Below are 18287 nucleotides of genomic sequence, written 5' to 3'. Positions count from 1 at the left end.
GTGACCCGCCGCGGGTCGCGCTGGTCGGGGCGAACGGGCACGGGCGCTGGCACCGGCGGGCGATCGCCCCGCTGCACGCCGCCGGGCGGCTGCGCCTGGTCGCCCTGGTCGACGTCCGGCCCCTGGAGGACGAACCGACCGCGCCGGTGCCGCCGGACGCCCGGGTCCTCACCGACCACCGGGCGATGCTCGCCGCGACCCGTCCCGACGTGGTGGTGGTCTGCACGCCGCCGCACACCCACCTGCCGATCGCCCTGGACGTCCTCGACGCCGGCGCGGACCTGCTGCTGGAGAAGCCGCCGGTGCTCGACCTGGCCGAGCACCGGGCCCTCGCCGCGGCGTCCGCCGCCACCAGACGGGCGGTACAGGTCGGCTTCCAGGCCCTCGGCTCGGCGGCGCTCACCGAGTTGACCGACGCGCTCGCCGCCGGGCGGCTCGGCCGGGTCACCGGCATCGCCACGGTGGCCGCCTGGCAACGCCCCGACGCCTACTACGCGCGCTCCCCCTGGGCGGGCCGGCGGTCCCTGGGCGGCCGGCCCGCGCTCGACGGCGCCCTGGCCAACCCTCTCGCGCACGCGGTGATGCAGTGCCTCGCCGTCGTGGAGGCGGTGGCCGGCGCGCCGGCCGCGCCGGAGCGGATCGAGGTGGAGCGGTACCGGGTGCGCCCGATCGAGGTGGACGACACCGCCGTGCTGCGGGTGACCCCCCGTGGCGGGCCTCCGGTGCTGGCCGCGGTCACCCTGGCCGGGGAGGACTTCATCGCCGGGGAGGTGCTGGTCACCGGCGAGCGGGGGCGGGCGCTGCTGGAGTACCCGACCGACCGGCTGCGGCTGCCCGGCGACCCCGGCCCGCGTGCGGTGCCCGGCCGGCGAGGGCTGCTGGAGAACCTCCTGGACCACCGGGCCGCCGGCACGCCGCTGATCGCGCCGGTGTCCCGTACCGCGCCCTTCACCGCGGTGCTGGACGCGCTGCGGTCCGCGCCCGAGCCGACCCTGCTCGGCGGCGACCTGGTGCGCCGCGTGGGCGACGGACCGGAGCGGGTGCGGGTGATCCGGGGGGTCGACGCGGTGCTGCGGGCGGCGGCCGAGACCGGCGCGCTGCCGTCCGAGGCGGGGGTGCCGTGGGCGGTCCGGCCGTACGTGGTGGACGGGTCCGACGTGGAGGCGCCGCAACGGTAGTGCAAACCCCGGCAGGGCCGGGCTCGGACGATCGGGACAGATGCCCGCGTTACCCGCCGCCCACCGGTCGGGGCATTACCACACGCGCATCATCTTTGCAACAAACCTGCACACAATACGCATTGACTCATATAAAGGCCCGACTTTACCGTCACAGAGATCGGCCAACAGAAGCTGACAGGACGGAACGAGCCATGCGAACACCTGCAGCGGGCGCCGCGCTTCTCGCCGCCGCGCTCGTGGTCACCACCGCCGCACCCGCGCCGGCCGCCCCCGCCGTCGACGCCCCGCTGTCCCGGATGGCCGGGCAGCTCGGCCGCCAGACCCTTCCGGCGAACGACGGCTGGGCCGCCGAGGGCCCCGGCACCACCGGCGGCTCGGCGGCCGCCACCGACCGGGTCCACGTGGTGCGCACCCGGGCCGAACTGGTCGCCGCGCTCGGCGGGGACAACGCCACCAACGCCACCGACGCCACCCCCAAGATCGTGTACGTCGACGGCACCATCGACGGCTTCGAGGGACCCGACGGCGCGCTGCTGGACTGCGCCGACCTGGCCGACCCGGAGTACTCGCTCGACGGGTACCTGGCCGCGTACGACCCGGCCGCGTGGGGCCGGGTGAACCCGAGCGGCCCGCTGGAGGCGGCCCGAGTCCGCTCGGTGGCCAACCAGACCCGGCAGACCCAGATCAACGTCGGGTCCAACACCACCATCATCGGCCTGCGCGGCGCCCGGCTCACCGGGCTGACCCTGATGATCGACAAGGTCAGCAACGTGATCGTGCGCAATCTCGAGTTCGTCGACGCCCGGGACTGCTTCCCGGCCTGGTCCCCCACCGACGGCGACAGCGGCAACTGGAACTCCCAGTACGACCAGATCTCCGTCCGCCGCAGCGAGCACGTCTGGGTCGACCACAACACCTTCACCGACGGCGACAACCCGGACAGCGCCCAGCCGCGCCACTTCGGCCGGCCGTACCAGGTGCACGACGGCTCGCTCGACGTCACGCACACCGCCAGCCTGGTCACCGCCTCCTGGAACCGGTTCGTCGGTCGGGACAAGCTGATGCTGATCGGCTCCTCGAACACGATCGGCCCGGACGTCGGCCGGCTCAAGGTCACCGTGCACCACAACCTCTTCGACGGCGACCTGCAACGGCTGCCCCGGGTCCGGTTCGGCCAGGTGGACGTGCACGAGAACCACTACCGGCTCGGCAGCGCCGGCTTCGAGTACGCGCTCGGCGTCGGCGTCCAGTCCGCCCTCTACGCGGAGAACAACTTCTTCAGCCTGGCCGACGACGTCGACCCCGCCGACCTGATCCACGACTGGGGCGGCACCGCGCTCACCGAGCGGGGCAGCTGGCTGCGGCAGGGCGACGGCCGGGCGCGGCCGGTGGACCTGCTCGACGCGTACAACGCGGCGCACGACCCGGACCTCGGCGACGACGCCGGCTGGACGCCGACGCTGCGCGCGGCCCCGCCACTGCCGACGCCGCTGGTCCCGCTGGTCGTCGACGCCTGGTCCGGCGCCGGCCGGCTGCCCCTCTGACAGTGAGGAGGTAGGGGCGGGCCACCCGACCGGGCCGGCGTCCCGTCCCACCGGGACGCCGGCCCGCGCCGTGGCTCACCGCCGGCGCAGCCGTCAGGGATCAGGGCCGTCCCGCCGACGCCTTCCGCTCGCGGCGGGCGGCCCGCCGGGAGCGGACCACCCACACCGCCAGCAGCAGCACCACCAGGGCGAGCACCGCCTCGCCGCCCCACCCCAGCCGCCGCTCCAGCAACCGGTACGACGCGCCGGCCAGGTAACCGAGCACGGCCACGGTCACCGCCCAGAGCGCCCCGCCGGCCACGTTCGCCACGGTGAACGCGCCGCGCGGGATGCCGCTCATCCCGGCCAGGCCGGGCACCAGCGCGCGCAGCGCCGCGGCCCACCGGCCGAGCACCACCGCCGCCGCGCCCCGCCGGCGGATCAGGTCCAGGGCCCGGCGCACCTCTCCCGAGCGGACGAACCGCCGGGGCGTGCGGTCCAGCAGCCGGCGGCCGTACCGGCGGCCGACCAGAAAGCCGATCTGGTCGCCGAGGGCCGCGCCGGCCAGCGCCGCCACGATCACCGCCGCGAGCGGCAGCCGCCCCTCGTGGGCGAGCACCCCGCCGACCAGCACGGCCAGCTCGCCGGGCACCAGCAGCCCGAGGAAGGTTGACGCCTCCAGCGCCGGCAGCAGGAAGACCAGCGCCAGGACCAGAGCGGGCGGCAGCGCCACCAGCAGGTTCAGCAGCCGGTCCATCCGCCGATTGTGACCTGCGCGCTGGCACCACGGGCCTCGGTACGCAATGATCATGCCGAACGGGGCGCCGCCGGGCCGGGGGGAATGAGCGCGGCCCCCGCCGGGGACAATAGGGTGGGTACGGGGCGGTGACAGCGCGGGCGAGCGGCCAGGCCCGGGATCGTGCGCAGGACAGGGGGCCGGACGTGGAGGGTGGGACAGCCGCCGGGACGGGCCGCGTCCTCACCATCGACCTGCCGGCCGACCCGGGGCAGCTCGCCCCGACCCGGGAGCGGCTGCGCGAGTGGCTGCACGACCTCGGCGTGAGCGACTGGGACGTGGAAACGATCCTGATCGCCACCGGAGAGGCCTGCGCCAACGCCATCGAACACGGCTACCGCTTCGTCTCCGCCGGGATCACCACGGTCCGCGCCGAACTGCGCGACGACCTGCTGGAGATCGAGATACGGGACCACGGCGGCTGGCGGGCGGACGACCGCGGCGAGAGCACCGACCGGGGCCGGGGCCGGCTGATCATGGCCCGGGTGATGGACGAGGCGATCATCGTCGGCACCCCGGACGGGACGACCGTACGCCTGGTCAAGCGGCTCTCCCGGGCCGGGTAGCGGAATCGCGGACTCCCCGTTCTGCCTGGTCGGGGCGGGTTAGCCTCGGCTGAGGCGAGCGCTGCTCGCCGGCACCGTACGGCGGCGCGCGGACGGGGGTGCGACGCATGCGCGGTCCGCTCTGGCGCGGCTGGCTCTGGACGCCGCGGATCTGGTGGGCACGGCTGTCCCGGCGGGGACAGACCACCCTGGGCGGAGGCCTGCGGCGGGTCGAGGTCTCCCGCAGCGCCCGTTTCCCGTCCAAGGCCCGGGGATGGCACCTGCCCTGGCCGTGGCTCCTCGTGGTTCTGGCCGCCGTCACCCTCTTCGCGATCGTGACGCTCACGCAGTTCGTCCTTCCGCTCTACCACCTGGTCGTCCACCACTGGCTCAACCTCAAGGGCCCCCGGCTCGACTGGCCGAAGAACTGGTTCAACCCCTGCTCGGACCGGTCGGGCGAACCACACAACGACGCCAAGGCGGCCTGCGGGAGCATCACCGGCTTCTTCCGGCCGGTTGCCGCCGCCGCCCTGACCTTCGTCGTTTTTCTGATCTTCATTCGCTTCTACGTCCGGTCGTGGTACCTGCGCCGGGCGCGGCACGCGCCCCGCGACCTCGTCCAGACCGCGAACGACGACATCGACCGGGTGGTGGGGCGCACAGAGCTGTGCGAGGTGCTGATCGAGCGAATCCGTGACGACGAGGTGCGCTGCCCCACCGTCATCGTCGGCGGGGTGGGCAGCGGCAAGACCGCCACCCTGGTGCAGCTGACGGCCGAGTTGGCCCGGCGCGGCGTCGTGCCGGTGCCGGTCCGGCTGCACGACGTGCAGGACAAGGACCAACTGGACTTCGAGGACCTGGCGAAGAAGCAGTTCCTCGCGCAGGTCGACTCGCGGCTGTACAGCGACGCGCAAGGCGGCCGGCTCTGGCGCATGCTCCGGTGGCAGAACCGGGTGACCGTGCTCGCCGACGGCCTGGAGGAGGCGGCGAAGGAGGACAAGACACGCAGCGGCGAGAGCGTGCTCCGGGCCGCGATCGGCAAGGCTGCCGAGGCGTGTCTACCGCTGGTGATCGCCTCCCGTCCGTACGACCCGCTGCGTGGCATGCCGGTGATCGTGGTGGCCCTGGAGCCGCTCGGCGAGGGTGCCGCACTGGAGTACGCCCTCGACACCGACCAGGAGTGGTCCAACCCGGCTGTCTGGGGCCCGGTCATCGAGCTCGTGGTCGCCGCCGATGTCACCGAATCCCCGCTCTTCCTGCGCATCGTCCGGGACCTCAACCGCAGCGGTCGGCTGCACCACCACATCGGCTCTCCGGCGGAGCCCGGCCTGGCACGCCGTCCCACCGATCGCCACGCCACCCGGTGGAGGCTCCTTCAGACGTGGCGCGACGCGCTGGTGGACGGCTACCTGCGGGCGGACTACGCGCAAGACCGCGAGCAGCGCGAAGACACCCTGCTCGTCCTCTCCGCATTCGCCTGCGCCGGCTTCCTCGACGACACGCTTCAAATCACGTACGACACCCTCACCGGCAAGGGCAGGTGGAGCGACCCGAAGTCCGAATCACGGCAGCGGCAGCTCTTCAAGGTCTTGCAGCGCCGGCTCTGGGACGTTCGCGACCCCGCCAAGCGCCGCGACCCGGCGGACCGTGACGAGCTGAACCGAGCGGCCACGGAGGGCGACGAACTCGGCGTCGTGGATGCCCAGAGCGACGGCGTCCGCTTCCAGCACGGAGACGTGCAGGCGTACCTCGGGGCCAGGCTTCTCGCGGACGAGCCCGACCTCCGCCGATGGTTGGTGCCGGAGCTGATCGACAGGGCACCCCCGAGCCGGGAGACGCTGACCGCGCTGCGGCTGTTGTCCCGGTCCGATGCCGGCCCGGACGGCCACGTCGAGGCCACGGAGCGGCGCCTGCTGGGGATCGTGCCCGTCACCGGGGACACGCCTGGCGACTCCGTCGACATGGTCCATCGGCTGCGCCGACGCGCGAACGACCAGATGAACGGCTGCTGGCAGCTGGAGTTCTACGCGGCGGCGGTGGAAATCGACAGCAACACGCGCCGGCCCGAGCACGCCGACCTGATCCGGGAACTGTCTCGGCGTTGGCGCGACTACCAGCATGATGTGCCGGACCGCCCCCTCGACGAGGCGAAGCTCGAGGTGGTGCGACGGATCGGGGATGCCGCGCGGTGGCTCGTCGACCGCCGCCGGTTCACCCGGGAGGATCTGGGCGACGGTGCCCACCCGCGGTACGCAGACTTCTTCCGGCTCGCCGCACAGGACCACTCGTACCGCGTGCGGCTGGCGGCGGCGCGAGAGATCGGACTCGGCGGCTGGACGGCCGCTGATGATCTCGATCGCGCCGACCTGCTGCGCCCCCGGGTGCTGGACCTGCGCCCCGGGGCCGACGCGGAGACGCACCCGAACTTCCTACGCGAGCAGCAGCTACGTGGCTGGGTGGTGCCGCTGCTGGCGATCTCCACCAGGCAGGACGCCGACGCCGACGCGCATGGCGCTGCCGCACAGCAGCGGGGACGGCTGGCGTGGGGCCCGCTGGGGCAGTGGCTGGACCGGCTGATCACCGACAACGGGCCGCCTGCCGGGCGGCGACTGGGCATCGCCTCGGAGATGGCACTCGCGCAGGGCCTCCGGCTGGCGGCGAATGTCCGCCGGCTGCCGGTCGGCCTGCCCACCTGGGACCGCAGCGCCATGGTGGAGAAGGCCGAGATGGCGCTGCGTCGCTCCCGCTACTGGTTCAGCCACCTGGCCCTCCTGCAGGCGCTCACGCTGCTATCGCTCCCGGAGGACCCGCTCGAGCCCCTTCCCCGGCGGGGCCACGGCGCCAACCCGTACGGACTCGTGCAGCACTGGATCAGCATCGCCGGCGCCGACCTGCCCGGGCAGGGCCGCTGTGCTGCCCACCCGTTCGTGCTGGAAGTCGGTCGGCTCTGCACGCTGACCCTGCTCACCCGCCGACCTGAGCGCTACTGCTGGATCGACGAGCGGGAAACCGCCAGTCGGGTCGGCTCCTGCACCACCTATCCACAGGTGCGACGGGTACAGCGATTCTGGATACCCGACTCGATGGGCTGGAGCGTGCTCGACCGGCGGGCCCAGCGGCTCATCGCCGACATCATGCTGCTGCTCAACCTGGCCGACCGGGGCGATGGCCCGGCCCAGCGCGAGGAACGGCTGGCCCGCGCGGATCGCTGCGACCTGCCACCGTGCCTGACCAACGACCGGTCACCGCTGCAGCCGTCCCGGACCGCTCACGAGGGGGACCACTGTGAGCCCGGCGCGACCTGCCTGGACGACTGCGCCTTCCGCCTCTGCCCGCTGCCCGCCAGGGGCGAACGGATGCCACACGAGCTGGACCAGAACTTCTGTGCCCGGCAGAGCGACCTGGCCTGGTATCTGGTCAGAGCCCGAGCACCGTGGCAGAACTGTGACCGCCGCTCGCTGCGCGCATTCTGGCGGCAGATGGCCGAACGGACCCTGCCCGACTGGCGGCGGTGACCGCCAGGCGGCCGTCGCACAGCCGACTTCATGGTCCCGACGGCTCACGAAGATCCGCTATAAGGAACGCATGGACTTCCCCGCGTACCTCGCGACCATGCCGATGCACGCGATCACCGAGATCCACGGCGAGCCGGGCCTGCTGGCCCGCTTCCGGCTGGAGATCGAGGCGTTCGACGACGCCGCCCGGGACCGGCTCACCGAAGCCCTCGAGCTGGCGGCCGAGCTGCACCGGGACGACCGGCGGGTACGCGAGCCGTACCTCAACCACCTGCTCCGGGTGGCGATCCGGATGATGCACCACTACCAGGTACGGGACGTCGACGTGATCGTCGCGGGGCTGCTGCACGACGCGGTGGAGGACCACCCGGCGGAGCTGGCCGGCCCGCACGCCGGGGAGGATCCGACGGCGGCGGCCCTCGCGGCGCTCGGCGAACGGTTCGGTCCGCGGGTCGCCCGGCTGGTCGGCGCGGTCACCAATCCGGCGTACGACCCGGGGCGTGACCCGCACGTCCAGTACCGCGAGCACGTCGCGGCGAGCCTGGACCGGGAGCCCTGGGCCCGGGTGATCAAGATATCGGACTTCACCGACAACGGCGTCGGCGTGATCCACACGGTCGGGCCGAAGGTGGCCCGCTCGGCGGCCAAGTACCGGCCGCTGGTGCCGGTCTTCCGGGACCTGATCGCCCGGCCCGACACTCCCCTGTCCGCCTCGGTCAAGCGGCACATCTTCGCCCAGCTCGACCTCGCCGAGGAGCGCTTCAGCGCCATCCTCGACCAGCCGAACTGACCCCCTCCCCCGCCCGCCCCCGCACCACGCCCGCACTCGCACTCACGCGTGCCGCGTCCCACGCCCAGATCGCGCTAAATCCCGGAAAGAGTGGTCATTCTTCGACGGGAGGCCACTCTTTCCCCGAACGAGGCCCCTCCCCCGACCCAGGCCCCTCAGGGAGCGCGACGGCCACGCCGGCGGGTGGGGGCGGGTGACGGTGGGTCAGTGGGGGTCGGCGGGTGGGGCGCCGACGTGGCCGCCCAGGGCGGCGGTGATCCGGTGCCGCAGCGCGGGCAGCCGGTCGGCGCGGTCGGACAGCAGCACCCGTAGCGAGTGGTGCCCGCCGGCGGCGACCCCGCCCAGCACGTCGAGCAGGGTGCCGAGCTGCGCGGGCGGCTCGTCGGCCAGCAGTTCTCCGGCGTCCCGGACGACCAGGGTGAGCGGGCCGCAGTCGAGCCGGTCGGCCAGCACGTCGGCGAGTGCGTCCCAGTTGCGGCCGAAGTGGTCCGGGAGGGGCAGGGCCGTGGCCAGCACGTCGAAGAGCCCGGCCCGGGTACGGGCGTTCGCCCCGCCGACGACGGTCCCGGCCGGCTCTGCGCCGGGTGCGCCGTCGAAGGCCAACCAGGCCGGCAGGTGCGGCTCCATCGCGGCCATTCCCTTCGTCCTCTCCCGTCGGGCGGGTCGGGCCGCCCGTGCGACCCGACCTCCCGACACCATGTCAGAGCTGGTAGAAGTTCGCGTAGTGATCGGGCGAGAACCAGGTCGCCCCGGTGCTCCTGTTGACCACGATCCGATACGCGTCGCGGGACGCGCCGCAGGTACGCGGGTAGACGTCGTACTCGTAGTAGGTCGCGTTGGTGGGGAGTTGGCCCTCGTAGTTGTAGAAGCGGCCGCCGGCGAAGTTGCACAGGCCGCCGCTCCAGGAGTACCAACCGCGGGTGGTCGGGAAGCCCTTGCCGGACCAGCCGGAGCGCGCCGTGCGGGCGTCCGTGCAGCGGGTCATCGTGCAGGAGTCGTAGACGGCGGCGTGGGCCGGTTCGGTGAGCTTCGGCGACACCACCGAGGGGCCGACGAGCCCCGTGCTGACCATGGCCGTGATCAGGGCCAAGGCGCTGAGGATACGGCGTACGCGGGCGCGGGTGGCGCGGAGCGGAGTCGCGGGCGCGGTCATGCGGTCCTCCCGGTCTGGGCGACTGGATATCGATCGACGTCGTTTTACCGATCGAGCCCCAGTCTGGCCGTGATCCTTCCGAACGGACAAGCCCTCGGCGGAAACCGCGCGCCAATGCGGGATGAACCCTGGGTGAGCCACCCCGGGCCGGACCTGCCCGCCCGGCCCGGGGTGTCCGGTCAGCAGCCGATCCGGGTCGTGCCCAGCGCGACGTCGTCGAACCAGAGGGTGTCCGGGGCGCCGCCGTAGCTCTCCCAGCCGAGTTTGAGATCGGTGAGCTGCGGACGCCAGGTGCGGTTGTACCACTGGCCGTCGATGTCGTGGGTCGGCACCCCGTCGGCGGTCAGCCCGGTGATCGCGGCCCCGTCCAGCCAGGTCCGCAGCTGCCCGGTGCCGCCGTCCACCATGAACTCCAGGCAGGACCAGCGGCCGGTGGGCAGCGGCACGCTCAACGCCACCCCGGCCGGGCTCTGCTCCGGCAGGGTGGCGTCGTCGGACGCCCGGTTCCACTGGAGGGCGCCGTTCTGGCCGCCCATCCGCAGGTCCCGGTTGCCGTCGGCGGCGTCGGTCATGGCCAGCAGGGTCACGTGGTCGGTCGGCAGCGCGGTGGTGTGCCGTACCCAGAACCGGCCGTAGCGGACGGCCCCGAGGCCGCCCAGGTCCCGGTTGGCGCGGACGAAGACGTGGTTGCAGTATCCCCCCGCGCCGTCGACGCGGACGGCCTTCGCGCCGCTGTGGACGGTGCCGGTGTCGATGGCCGCGGCTCCGGCGCCCGAGCAGTCGGGGTGGACCACGGCCCAGTCCCCGGCCGGCGTCGGGCCGGTCTGGTTCTCGAAACCGTCACACAGCACGGCGCTCCCACAACCGGCCGGCGGCGGGGTGGTCGGCGGTGGCGTCGTCGGCGGCGGGGTGGTCGGCGGCGGGGTTGTCGGCGGCAAGGTCGGCACCGGCGTGGTGGGCGCGGGGGTGGTCGGGGCCGCCGTGGTCGGCCCGGGCGGGGCGCCGTTGCACGGTACGCCGTTGAGCGTGAACCCGGTCGGGGCCGGCGCGTTCGAGCCCATCGTGCCCTGGACGCCGAACTCGGTGGCGCCACCGGCCGGCACGCTGCCGTTCCAGGCGGCGTTGCGGGCGGTCACGGTGCCGCCGGACTGGCTGACCGTGGCGTTCCAGGCGCCGGTGATCCGCTGGTCACCGGGGTACGTCCAGGTGACCGTCCAGCCGTTGACCGCAGTGTCGCCGGGGGCGACGCGGACGGTGGCGGTGAAACCACCCGGCCACTCGTTGGGCAGGTAGTCGATCTGGCACCCCTGCGCCGCGGCGGCCGGACCGGCGACCAGCGGGGCGACGCCGACGGCGGCCACCAGGGTGACCGTGGCCGCGGCGAGCGGGGCGAGACGGGCGTGGGAGATCCTCATCGAGGGTCCTCTCGGCGGACCGCCGGCCGGTGGCCAGCGGTGCGGGAGTTGCGGGGACCTCGCGTGGCCGCACGCGCGACGGCGCGTACGGAAATGCCCGGCTCGGGGCGACCGCCCGTCGATCAATCTAGTGATGTTCGACGATGCAAGGCAAGGGGGTGATGGTGCCACCCTGGTGTGCGTGTCCGGCTTTTGTCATTGACACTCGCCGGTACCGCTGGCAAAACTTTGCCTCTCTTGAAGTTCCTCGTCGGCGCCTCACGCGCCTTCTCGCTGATGACGACCTCGCGCTCGCCGTGCCCCGGTCCGGGGTCCGGCGCCTGCGAGGACCCGGACGCCGCTCCTGTCGCGCGCCTGGGCTGCGATCCGCCGGGCCGTGCCCTGTTCCTCGTCGGTGGCACCACCGCCGAGCACGTCGATATCCGCCCCCTGCGACGCCCGGAAGGAGCACCGATGTTGCGGATCATGTTGTGTGGCGCGCGGGACACCGAACGTTTCCGCGAAGACTTCGTCCAGGTCGCGGCGGGTTTCGACGCCGAGGTGTGGCACTACCTGTCCGGCGACATCCTGCACATCAACCACGCCCAGGCCAGCTGGGAGACCAACTCCCGGGACACGGTACGGAACGCACACGTGTGCGTGTTCCTGATCGTGGAGGCGTACGGCGAGATCACCTGGCAGACGGAGCTACGCGAAGCCCTCGCCGCGGGAAAGCCGACCCTCGTGTTCTGCCTCGAGGAGACCTACCAGGCATACCAGGTGCTGACCAGGAAGGCGTCCGCGATCCGTGACCCGGGCGACCAGCGGCTGGTCGACATCATTCGCGAGGTGGAGTCGGAGCGGCGCCTGACCATCGTGCCCTTCTCCTACGGGACGTTCCGGGACCGACTCAAACGCCAACTCTCACGGATGATCGAACTGGCCCTGGGCCTGATGGAGGAACGGAACAAGCGAACGACGGTCGCCCGGATCCTCAGCGAGCCCGCGCGACTCAGCCGCTCCGAACTCGCGGTCAGCGCCGACATCGCGCTGGACGAGTTCGAGAACAAGATCTGGCGGAAGCAGGCCATCCGTGCCCTCGCCGCCCATGGAGGCACCGACGAGGAGAGCATCCTCGCCCTGCTCGCCAGCATGGAACAGGGTGTGCAGCGGCTCGCGGTCGAACTCCTGCCCCAGCTGTACGTGCCCCGACCCGCGGACCCGGAGTTCGTCGCGCACTGCGTCGCGGTGGCCAACCGATCGGCCGATGTCGGAGTGACCCGGCGCCTCATCCCGGCGCTGCTGGCCATCGACCTACCGGTAGCGGTCCATGCAATGAGTACGTTGGAGCTGGTCGAGTCGGGTGCGCGGCGCCGGTTGGCGGAGGCGCTCGAAGCTCACGAGCGTGACCTCACCGATCCGGTGGTGATCGACGCGGTGTGCACACTTCTCACGCGCTGCCTGACCGCCGAGTTCGAGGCGGACTGGAAAGCGCGTTGTCGACTGCTCCATGAGCGACTGTTGTCGCGGCGTGACCCGCACACCGGTGAGCCTGAGCAGTAGTGCGGATTCACGGCCAGATCGTGCCGCCACCGGAGTTGTGCGCGATGATCTGACTGTTGCCGAGCACCGTCGCCGCACCCCCGACCCGGAACTGCTGGCCCGGGTCGACGTCGACCTCCGAGGTGGCCCGCACGATCACCTCCCGCAGGCCTTCGGACTGCTCCGGATACACCTCCAACATGGCCTCGAACCGGCCCTGCCAACGGGTCGCCACCACCTCCGGAGGCGACCCTCCCTCAAGGACGGTGCGACGCGAGTCCTCAAGCGCGTTGGCCACCTCCGCGGCCCGGCTCTCGCCCATTCGGCCGTACAGCCTCGTGAGCCCGTCGCGGACGGCGAGCCAGGCGTCGGAGGCCATGGCGGCCACCAGGGCCTGCCCCGCCTGCCTCGCCAGCGTGATCACCATCGGGTCCATCGGGTCCCTCCCCGGGCCGGTTCACTCACGGTGTGCCGCCGCCAGCTCGGCCAACAGCAGTCGGCTCGCTTCCACCTCTGGGTGTTCCCTGCCGAGAAGCCGCTGCTGCCGCGCCAGTGTGTCGGTGAGCAGCTGCCGGGCGCCGGGCGTGTCGCCCATCTCCAGTCTCGCCCGGCTCAGCAGGAACCGCGCGCGCAGCGTGTCCGGGTGATCCTCGCCGAGAGTCGCACCGTAGCCATCGGCGAGTTGACCGTACGTCATCGCGGCCTCGGCGGTTCGTCCCATGCTCTCCAGGAGAGTGGCGATGTTGCCCAACGAGACCAGGGTCACCGGGTGGTGCGGGCTCAGGCTCCTCCGTCGCTTGTCGTGAACCGTCTGTTCACAGTGCAGAGCCTCATCCAGGCGGCCCAACCCGTACAGCATGGTGGCCCGGTTGCCCAGCGCCACCAACGTGTCCGGATGGTCCGGACCGAGCAACTCACGTCGCTCGCTCAGCAGCAGCTCGTTCTGCGCCAGCGCCTCGTCCCGCTTTCCGACGCTCCAGAGCATGACCGCCAGATTGTTCAGGCTGGCGAGGGTGTCGCGGTGCTCGGCGCCGAGCAGTTGACGCCGCACCTCCCAGGCCCGGTTGGCCAGGTCGCAGGCTTCCTCGCGGTCACCGGCCTCCCAGGTCACGCCCGCGAGGACGTGCAGACCGGAGGCGGTGTCCCGATGCTCTGCGCCGAGCAGTGCGGTGAACCGCTCGACGATGGTGTCGGCCAGGGTCCGGGCACGCTCCACCTGGCCACTGGCGGAGAGGTAACCGCAGAGGAGCAGCACCAGCGCACGCAGCGCCGGTCCGCGGACCCAGTCGGCGGCGAGCACGTGGGGAAGCAGTTGCCGGTAGCGGGGCCAGCTCCGCGGATCGGCGGGATCGCCGAGGCGGGCGGAGACCAGCAGCCGTTCGCCCTGCCGCCGGAACGCCTCCTGGCCGGCCGCCGTGAGGTCCTCCCGGACGGCGGCCTGGACCAGCGGGTGCACCTGCAGGTGCTCGTCCGTCCGCTCGACCAGGCTGTAGCCGCGCAGCGCGCCGAGGACCTCCGCGAAGCTGGACTCGTACGCCATCGAGGCCCGCAGGTCGGGATGGTCGACGACGGCGGGCGTGTCGACGAAGAGGCTGAGCGGCACGGGCTCGGGGGCGAAGAAGGCGAGGATGCGCAGCAGTTCCACGCCCGCCGGCGCCTCGACCTGCAGTCGCACCCGTGCCCACTCCCAGTACACGGCGAGGACGAAACCGTGGGTGCCGCGGTCCCACCATCTCCGCCGGGAGTCGCCGCGCACCTGGACAGCCGCCGCCGGGTCGGACGCGACCATGGTGAGCGCGAGCGGCAGCCCCGCCACCCGCCCGGCGATGTCCCGGGCGGCCTGCTCCGACAGATCGGGTTCGATGCCGCGCAGCAACGCCACGGCCTCATCGGTCGGCAGCGCCGCCAGCAGGTGCTCGGCGACCGCCGGGCCCCAGCCCTGCCGTCGGGACGTGACGAGGACGTCCACGCCGGCCGGTGCCTCCTCGAACACGTCGTGTCGCTCCTCGATACCGTCGAGGATCAGCAGGGACCGGCGCCGCCCGAGCTCGGACAGGAGTTCCGCGGTCGGTGTGTCGAGAACGCGCTCGGCGGGCAGGTCGAGGGCCGCGGCCAGTTTCGACATCCCGCGGGCGAGGTCCTCGGGCGTGCCGGCGGAGGTCCACCACACGAGGTCGTACTGGTGCGCGAAGCGGTGCGCGAACTCGGCGGCCAGCGCCGTCTTGCCGACCCCGGCCAGCCCGCACACCACCTGCGTCCTGCTGCGAGGCACCTGGAAACCGGACCACAGCTCGAAGATCTCCTGGTCACGCCCCAACAGCTCGCGCGGCCTCGGCGGCAGATTGGCGATCTTGGGGGGCAAGCCGGGGAAGCCCTGTGAGAAGTGCCTTTCGAGGCGGTGGCGGTAGCCGCTGGCCGGCGGTTGGATCTGCTGGATCGCCGAGAGCAGCCGCCGGCGGGCCGACCCTTCGTCGCTGCCGACCAGTCGGATGCCATTCAGGTCTCCGAACGCCGGCGGCGGCACGCACTCGACGACCTGGATGGGCACCAACCGCCCGGCCTCCCCGCCCGGGTCGACGTCTCGGGCGAGCTGCCACTCCTGCTGGACGTGCGACGACCGCACCGACGCGGGAGACAGCAGCGCCAGCGTGACGTCGCTGGACAGCACGGCCCGCTCGATCTCCTCGGACCATCTGGCGCCGGGCCGCACGTCCCAGGACCGCACCCACACCCGGTATCCCGCCTGTTCCAACTGGGCCGCAATCCACTCGGCCCAACGCTGGTCGGAGTGGTCGTGGCTGATGAAGAAGTCGTACAGGCTGCTCCCGACGGTCTGCCGCCAGAAGCGCTTGATCAGCATCTCCCGGTCGGCGTCGCCGAGCGGCACGACCTCCCTCACCCGCCCGTCGGTCAGGTGCGCGGTGAGCCGCTCGTAGGCGGCCAGCAGCGAACCCTCCTGGTGGGGCCGGTCACCGACGGACGCCAGGATCTCCTCGTACGCGTAGAAGATCTTGTAGGGGATCTCGACATCACCCCAGTAGCGGTCCCGTTCCTCCGCGCTGCGGTCACTGAGAAAGCGCCGAAACCCGTGGCGCACGTAGCGGCGTGCCGCTTCCAACCGGGTCGACTCCCCGTCCTCGACCCGGCAGGGCACCGGGAGGATCCGGAGGTCCTGCCCGCCCCGCTGCCGGCGAACGGATTCGGTGACGGCGAGCGCTCCCGCGATGCTCTGGTCGTTCAGCGTGAAGCACATGACCAAGGTGTCGGGCAGCTGGACGGTGCAGATGCCCGAGGTGTCGTTCAATCCGGTGCGACTGTCAATGAGCACATAGTCGTAGTGCCGGCGCATGCTGCGCTTCATCTCCTCGATGAAGGAGCCGCCATGCAGCCGGTCGTAGAAGTTCTCCCAGTCGAACGACATGACGCGGGTGGCGTACGAGCGGTCCTGCTGGCCGGCGGGCAGCAGGTCCACCACCCCGCCGTCGGGGAAGGGCCAGCGCAGCGACACGACGTGCTCCAACACGTCGGCGTGCTCTTTTCGCCACTGCTCACGGTCGTCGCGGGACGAGTCCACCATGTTCGTGGCGTAACTCCACAGCACGTCCATCAGTCCGGACGTGGAGCCCAGCTCCTTGTCGGGCAGGAACGGATGGAAGTACCGGTGCAGACCCGGCGCCTCCAGGTCCCAGTCCACCATGAGGACGCGATGGCCGTTGCTGGCCAGGATCCAGGCAATGTTGGCCAGGGCCATCGAGCGCCCCGTGCCGCCCTTGTACGAGTAGAAGGTGACGATCCGACCACCGGCGGGTTCGGTTCCCATCAGGCTGCACCCGGCCCTTCGAGGAGCGGTCGTGCCACGAACGCGCCCGCGTTCACGAGTTCGGGGACGGGATGCTGTTCGAACACGAAGCTCTGCGTCCGGATCAGCACCTCGCGCAGCGCCTGGGTGAACTCCTCCACGGAGTGCAGCCCGCCGCGGAACGTCGGATGCGGAATCCGGGCGTTCTTCTTGAACAGCGACACGACCGCGGTCATAAGCGCCGGGGCGTGCTCCTCCGACTCCTCGTCCGCCAGGTTCCAGGGCAGCAGCACCGCGCAGTTGCCGTACAGGCGGTCGTCGTAGGGGCGCAGGGCGTCGGCGTAGGCGGGCATGCGGGTCGCCCAGGCATCCACGAGCAACACGACCAGTTCGCCCTCGGACTCCGCCTCCTCGAGCAACTCGGAGAGCCCGTCGCTCACTCCGATCGGGTGCGGTGTCAGGTCCTGCTCGTCGGCAACCGCCATCGCGTAGCGCACCACCGGCTTCGTCGCCGCGGGCAGGTACGGCATCCAGTCCTCCGACCGCTTGCCGTAGCAGTCGACGTTGGTGCGTTCCTGAGCAGCCTCGGCCGCCGTGGGAGCGGCCACCACCAGGTGTACGTGACGGGGGCCGCCGCCGGTCAGCTCCCCCGGACGTTGCAGGGGAATCTGCGCCACGCCCGCGCAGTCGTCCGGCCGGAAGACGTCCGGCGCGGTGTCGAAATCGATCGGCGCAGCGGGCGACGGCAGCTCGTACTGTTCGGCCGCGCTGATGATGACGCCGGCCAACCGGTCCACCACATCCTGGTACTCGTCCCGGTACCTCGTCCTGAGCTGGACGAGTTTGCGCAACCCCAAGGTCGGGTACGAGCCCCCGAGCCCGTCGCTCCTGGTCCAGATGTCCTCGGCGATCTTCGGAATTCGCCCGGGCCCGTTGGCGAAGACGTCCTCCCAGAGCACCGGGACGATCAGCTCCGGAGCGCTCCCCCGCTGCTGTTCGTGCAGTCGCTGCCGTTCGGCGAAGATCCCCCACTCCTGGCCGCAGAAGCGGGTCCCGAAGTAGCGCGGGGAGTAGAGCGGCACGAAGACCCGGCAGGTGCCGAGGCCGTCGGCCACGGTGGAACGCCACAGCGTCCCTTCCCGCATGCCCCCGTACTCGAAGCCGATCTGCTCCTCCGGCTCGGTCGTACGCCTCCTGATCTCATCGCGAAGGTCCTCATAGAACTCGCGGACCAGGCCACCGCGCCCGTCGTCACCGCAGTAGCTCAAGAAGAAAAGGAAAGGCATTCTCTGCACACCCTCGCCGGTGGGTCGGGTGCCAGTCTTACCGACGGATGACCTTGAGGCAATCGTCCGATTGCCGACAGTGTCGGGCAGCCACCCGGCCGCTGGGCGCTCAGGCGAGGACCGCGATGATGAAACCGGCGACGTACACCACGGCGAAAGACACGGGAATCCACTGCTCCAGGTGGGTCAGTGGCCAGTATCGTGACGGGTCCCGACCTTCACCGAGCGCCTTCCACTCGGCCCGCCAGTAGGGCGACGCCGGTAGCCGCTCCTCCAGCGCCCCGACCACGATGTACTTGGCGGAATTCAACTGGCGGTAGGAGCGGAGCAGCCAGAACCACGCCGCGCACTGGAGCAGCAGCGCGGCCAGCGGAACGGACAGATACCAGACCTCGACGGCCGAGCGGTCTTTCCAGACGACACCAGCAGCCGTGGCGATCAATGTGTTGAGACTCAGAAAAAACGTGTTCGTCAGGCCCCGCCGGGCGCTGATGCGATCCGCCATCTCCACATAGATCTTGTACTGCTCCAGAATCACGCTCTGCCGGCCGCCGGCCGGGCCGGCGTCCTTGTCCGCCTCGGTGGACGGGCCCCACAGCGTCGGGGCAACCTCGTCGAAACCCGCCGTCGTGGTCCTGAGATACCTGGCCATGTTCACCGGTACAGTGTGGCCGCCACGCCGTCTGCCGCAAGCTCTCGTCGAGCCGGCCCCACGACCGCGGGCTCAATGCGGGCTCTCACCGATCTGGTCCCGTGAGATACC

The 18287-nt window shown here is 71.7% G+C and carries 14 protein-coding genes; 6 read left to right on the top strand and 8 right to left on the bottom strand.

Translation table 11 applies throughout. The features are described from left to right. Positions 1–20: 20 nt before the first annotated feature. Positions 21–1178 (top strand): Gfo/Idh/MocA family protein, encoded by a 1158-nt coding sequence (locus EFE23_RS21185; RefSeq protein WP_204334583.1) that lies wholly within the window; start codon positions 21–23, stop codon positions 1176–1178. A 194-nt stretch (positions 1179–1372) separates the two neighbouring features. Then, positions 1373–2725 (top strand): pectate lyase family protein, encoded by a 1353-nt coding sequence (locus EFE23_RS21180; RefSeq protein WP_123242690.1) that lies wholly within the window; start codon positions 1373–1375, stop codon positions 2723–2725. A gap of 100 nt (positions 2726–2825) precedes the next feature. Here EFE23_RS21180 and EFE23_RS21175 read toward each other — a convergent pair whose 3' ends face one another. After that, a complete protein-coding gene (locus EFE23_RS21175; RefSeq protein ID WP_123242689.1) occupies positions 2826–3461 on the bottom strand; it encodes a DedA family protein in 636 nt (211 codons plus the stop codon). A 185-nt stretch (positions 3462–3646) separates the two neighbouring features. On the opposite strand from EFE23_RS21175, the gene EFE23_RS21170 reads away from it, so the two are divergent. From EFE23_RS21170 to EFE23_RS21160, 3 genes are all read left to right on the top strand, one after another. Further along, entirely contained in the window at positions 3647–4066 is a 420-nt protein-coding gene (locus EFE23_RS21170; protein WP_123242688.1) for an ATP-binding protein, read from the top strand. A 107-nt stretch (positions 4067–4173) separates the two neighbouring features. Further along, entirely contained in the window at positions 4174–7560 is a 3387-nt protein-coding gene (locus tag EFE23_RS21165) for a hypothetical protein (protein ID WP_123242687.1), read from the top strand. A gap of 70 nt (positions 7561–7630) precedes the next feature. Then, complete coding sequence (locus tag EFE23_RS21160; RefSeq protein ID WP_123242686.1) at positions 7631–8350, top strand: HD domain-containing protein; 720 nt, start codon at positions 7631–7633, stop codon at positions 8348–8350. 204 nt (positions 8351–8554) lie between these two features. On the opposite strand, the gene EFE23_RS21155 is transcribed toward EFE23_RS21160, so the two are convergent. From EFE23_RS21155 to EFE23_RS21145, 3 genes are all read right to left on the bottom strand, one after another. Continuing rightward, on the bottom strand, positions 8555–8986 hold the full coding sequence (locus EFE23_RS21155; protein WP_123242685.1) for a barstar family protein: 432 nt from the start codon (positions 8984–8986) through the stop codon (positions 8555–8557). Between the two features lie 64 nt (positions 8987–9050). Continuing rightward, on the bottom strand, positions 9051–9503 hold the full coding sequence (locus tag EFE23_RS21150; protein ID WP_123242684.1) for a ribonuclease domain-containing protein: 453 nt from the start codon (positions 9501–9503) through the stop codon (positions 9051–9053). Between the two features lie 179 nt (positions 9504–9682). Beyond that, positions 9683–10918, bottom strand: coding sequence for a cellulose-binding domain-containing protein (locus EFE23_RS21145; protein WP_123242683.1), 1236 nt, complete (start codon positions 10916–10918; stop codon positions 9683–9685). A gap of 237 nt (positions 10919–11155) precedes the next feature. On the opposite strand from EFE23_RS21145, the gene EFE23_RS21140 reads away from it, so the two are divergent. Beyond that, positions 11156–12460: a hypothetical protein gene (locus EFE23_RS21140; RefSeq protein WP_199737164.1), complete on the top strand. Its 1305-nt coding sequence runs from the start codon at positions 11156–11158 to the stop codon at positions 12458–12460. A 7-nt stretch (positions 12461–12467) separates the two neighbouring features. Here EFE23_RS21140 and EFE23_RS21135 read toward each other — a convergent pair whose 3' ends face one another. The 4 genes from EFE23_RS21135 to EFE23_RS21120 all read right to left on the bottom strand — a co-directional run bounded on the left by EFE23_RS21135 (position 12468) and on the right by EFE23_RS21120 (position 18176). Next, complete coding sequence (locus tag EFE23_RS21135) at positions 12468–12875, bottom strand: hypothetical protein (RefSeq protein WP_123242681.1); 408 nt, start codon at positions 12873–12875, stop codon at positions 12468–12470. A 21-nt stretch (positions 12876–12896) separates the two neighbouring features. Beyond that, positions 12897–16259, bottom strand: coding sequence for an FxSxx-COOH system tetratricopeptide repeat protein (fxsT, locus tag EFE23_RS21130; protein WP_123242680.1), 3363 nt, complete (start codon positions 16257–16259; stop codon positions 12897–12899). Further along, a complete protein-coding gene (locus EFE23_RS21125) occupies positions 16259–17524 on the bottom strand; it encodes a TIR-like protein FxsC (RefSeq protein WP_148058502.1) in 1266 nt (421 codons plus the stop codon). Before EFE23_RS21125 ends, fxsT begins: the two co-directional genes overlap by 1 nt. A gap of 109 nt (positions 17525–17633) precedes the next feature. Next, a complete protein-coding gene (locus EFE23_RS21120) occupies positions 17634–18176 on the bottom strand; it encodes a RipA family octameric membrane protein (protein WP_439650868.1) in 543 nt (180 codons plus the stop codon). Positions 18177–18287: the final 111 nt, after the last annotated feature.

Origin of the sequence: Micromonospora solifontis (genome assembly GCF_003725545.1) — a bacterium.
GTDB classification, from domain to species: Bacteria; Actinomycetota; Actinomycetes; order Mycobacteriales; family Micromonosporaceae; genus Micromonospora; species Micromonospora solifontis.
Note: the sequence above shows the minus strand (reverse complement) of the source record. Positions and strands in the feature narration are given on the sequence as shown.

Excerpts from the sequence above, each read along its gene's own strand:
- EFE23_RS21180 (WP_123242690.1), top strand. The coding sequence starts at position 1,373 with ATGCGAACACCTGCAGCGGGCGCCGCGCTTCTCGCCGCCGCGCTCGTG.
- EFE23_RS21175 (WP_123242689.1), bottom strand. The coding sequence starts at position 3,461 with ATGGACCGGCTGCTGAACCTGCTGGTGGCGCTGCCGCCCGCTCTGGTC.
- EFE23_RS21165 (WP_123242687.1), top strand. The coding sequence starts at position 4,174 with ATGCGCGGTCCGCTCTGGCGCGGCTGGCTCTGGACGCCGCGGATCTGG.
- EFE23_RS21160 (WP_123242686.1), top strand. The coding sequence starts at position 7,631 with ATGGACTTCCCCGCGTACCTCGCGACCATGCCGATGCACGCGATCACC.
- EFE23_RS21155 (WP_123242685.1), bottom strand. The coding sequence starts at position 8,986 with ATGGCCGCGATGGAGCCGCACCTGCCGGCCTGGTTGGCCTTCGACGGC.
- EFE23_RS21150 (WP_123242684.1), bottom strand. The coding sequence starts at position 9,503 with ATGACCGCGCCCGCGACTCCGCTCCGCGCCACCCGCGCCCGCGTACGC.
- EFE23_RS21145 (WP_123242683.1), bottom strand. The coding sequence starts at position 10,918 with ATGAGGATCTCCCACGCCCGTCTCGCCCCGCTCGCCGCGGCCACGGTC.
- EFE23_RS21135 (WP_123242681.1), bottom strand. The coding sequence starts at position 12,875 with ATGGACCCGATGGTGATCACGCTGGCGAGGCAGGCGGGGCAGGCCCTG.
- fxsT (WP_123242680.1), bottom strand. The coding sequence starts at position 16,259 with ATGGGAACCGAACCCGCCGGTGGTCGGATCGTCACCTTCTACTCGTAC.
- EFE23_RS21125 (WP_148058502.1), bottom strand. The coding sequence starts at position 17,524 with ATGCCTTTCCTTTTCTTCTTGAGCTACTGCGGTGACGACGGGCGCGGT.
- EFE23_RS21120 (WP_439650868.1), bottom strand. The coding sequence starts at position 18,176 with ATGGCCAGGTATCTCAGGACCACGACGGCGGGTTTCGACGAGGTTGCC.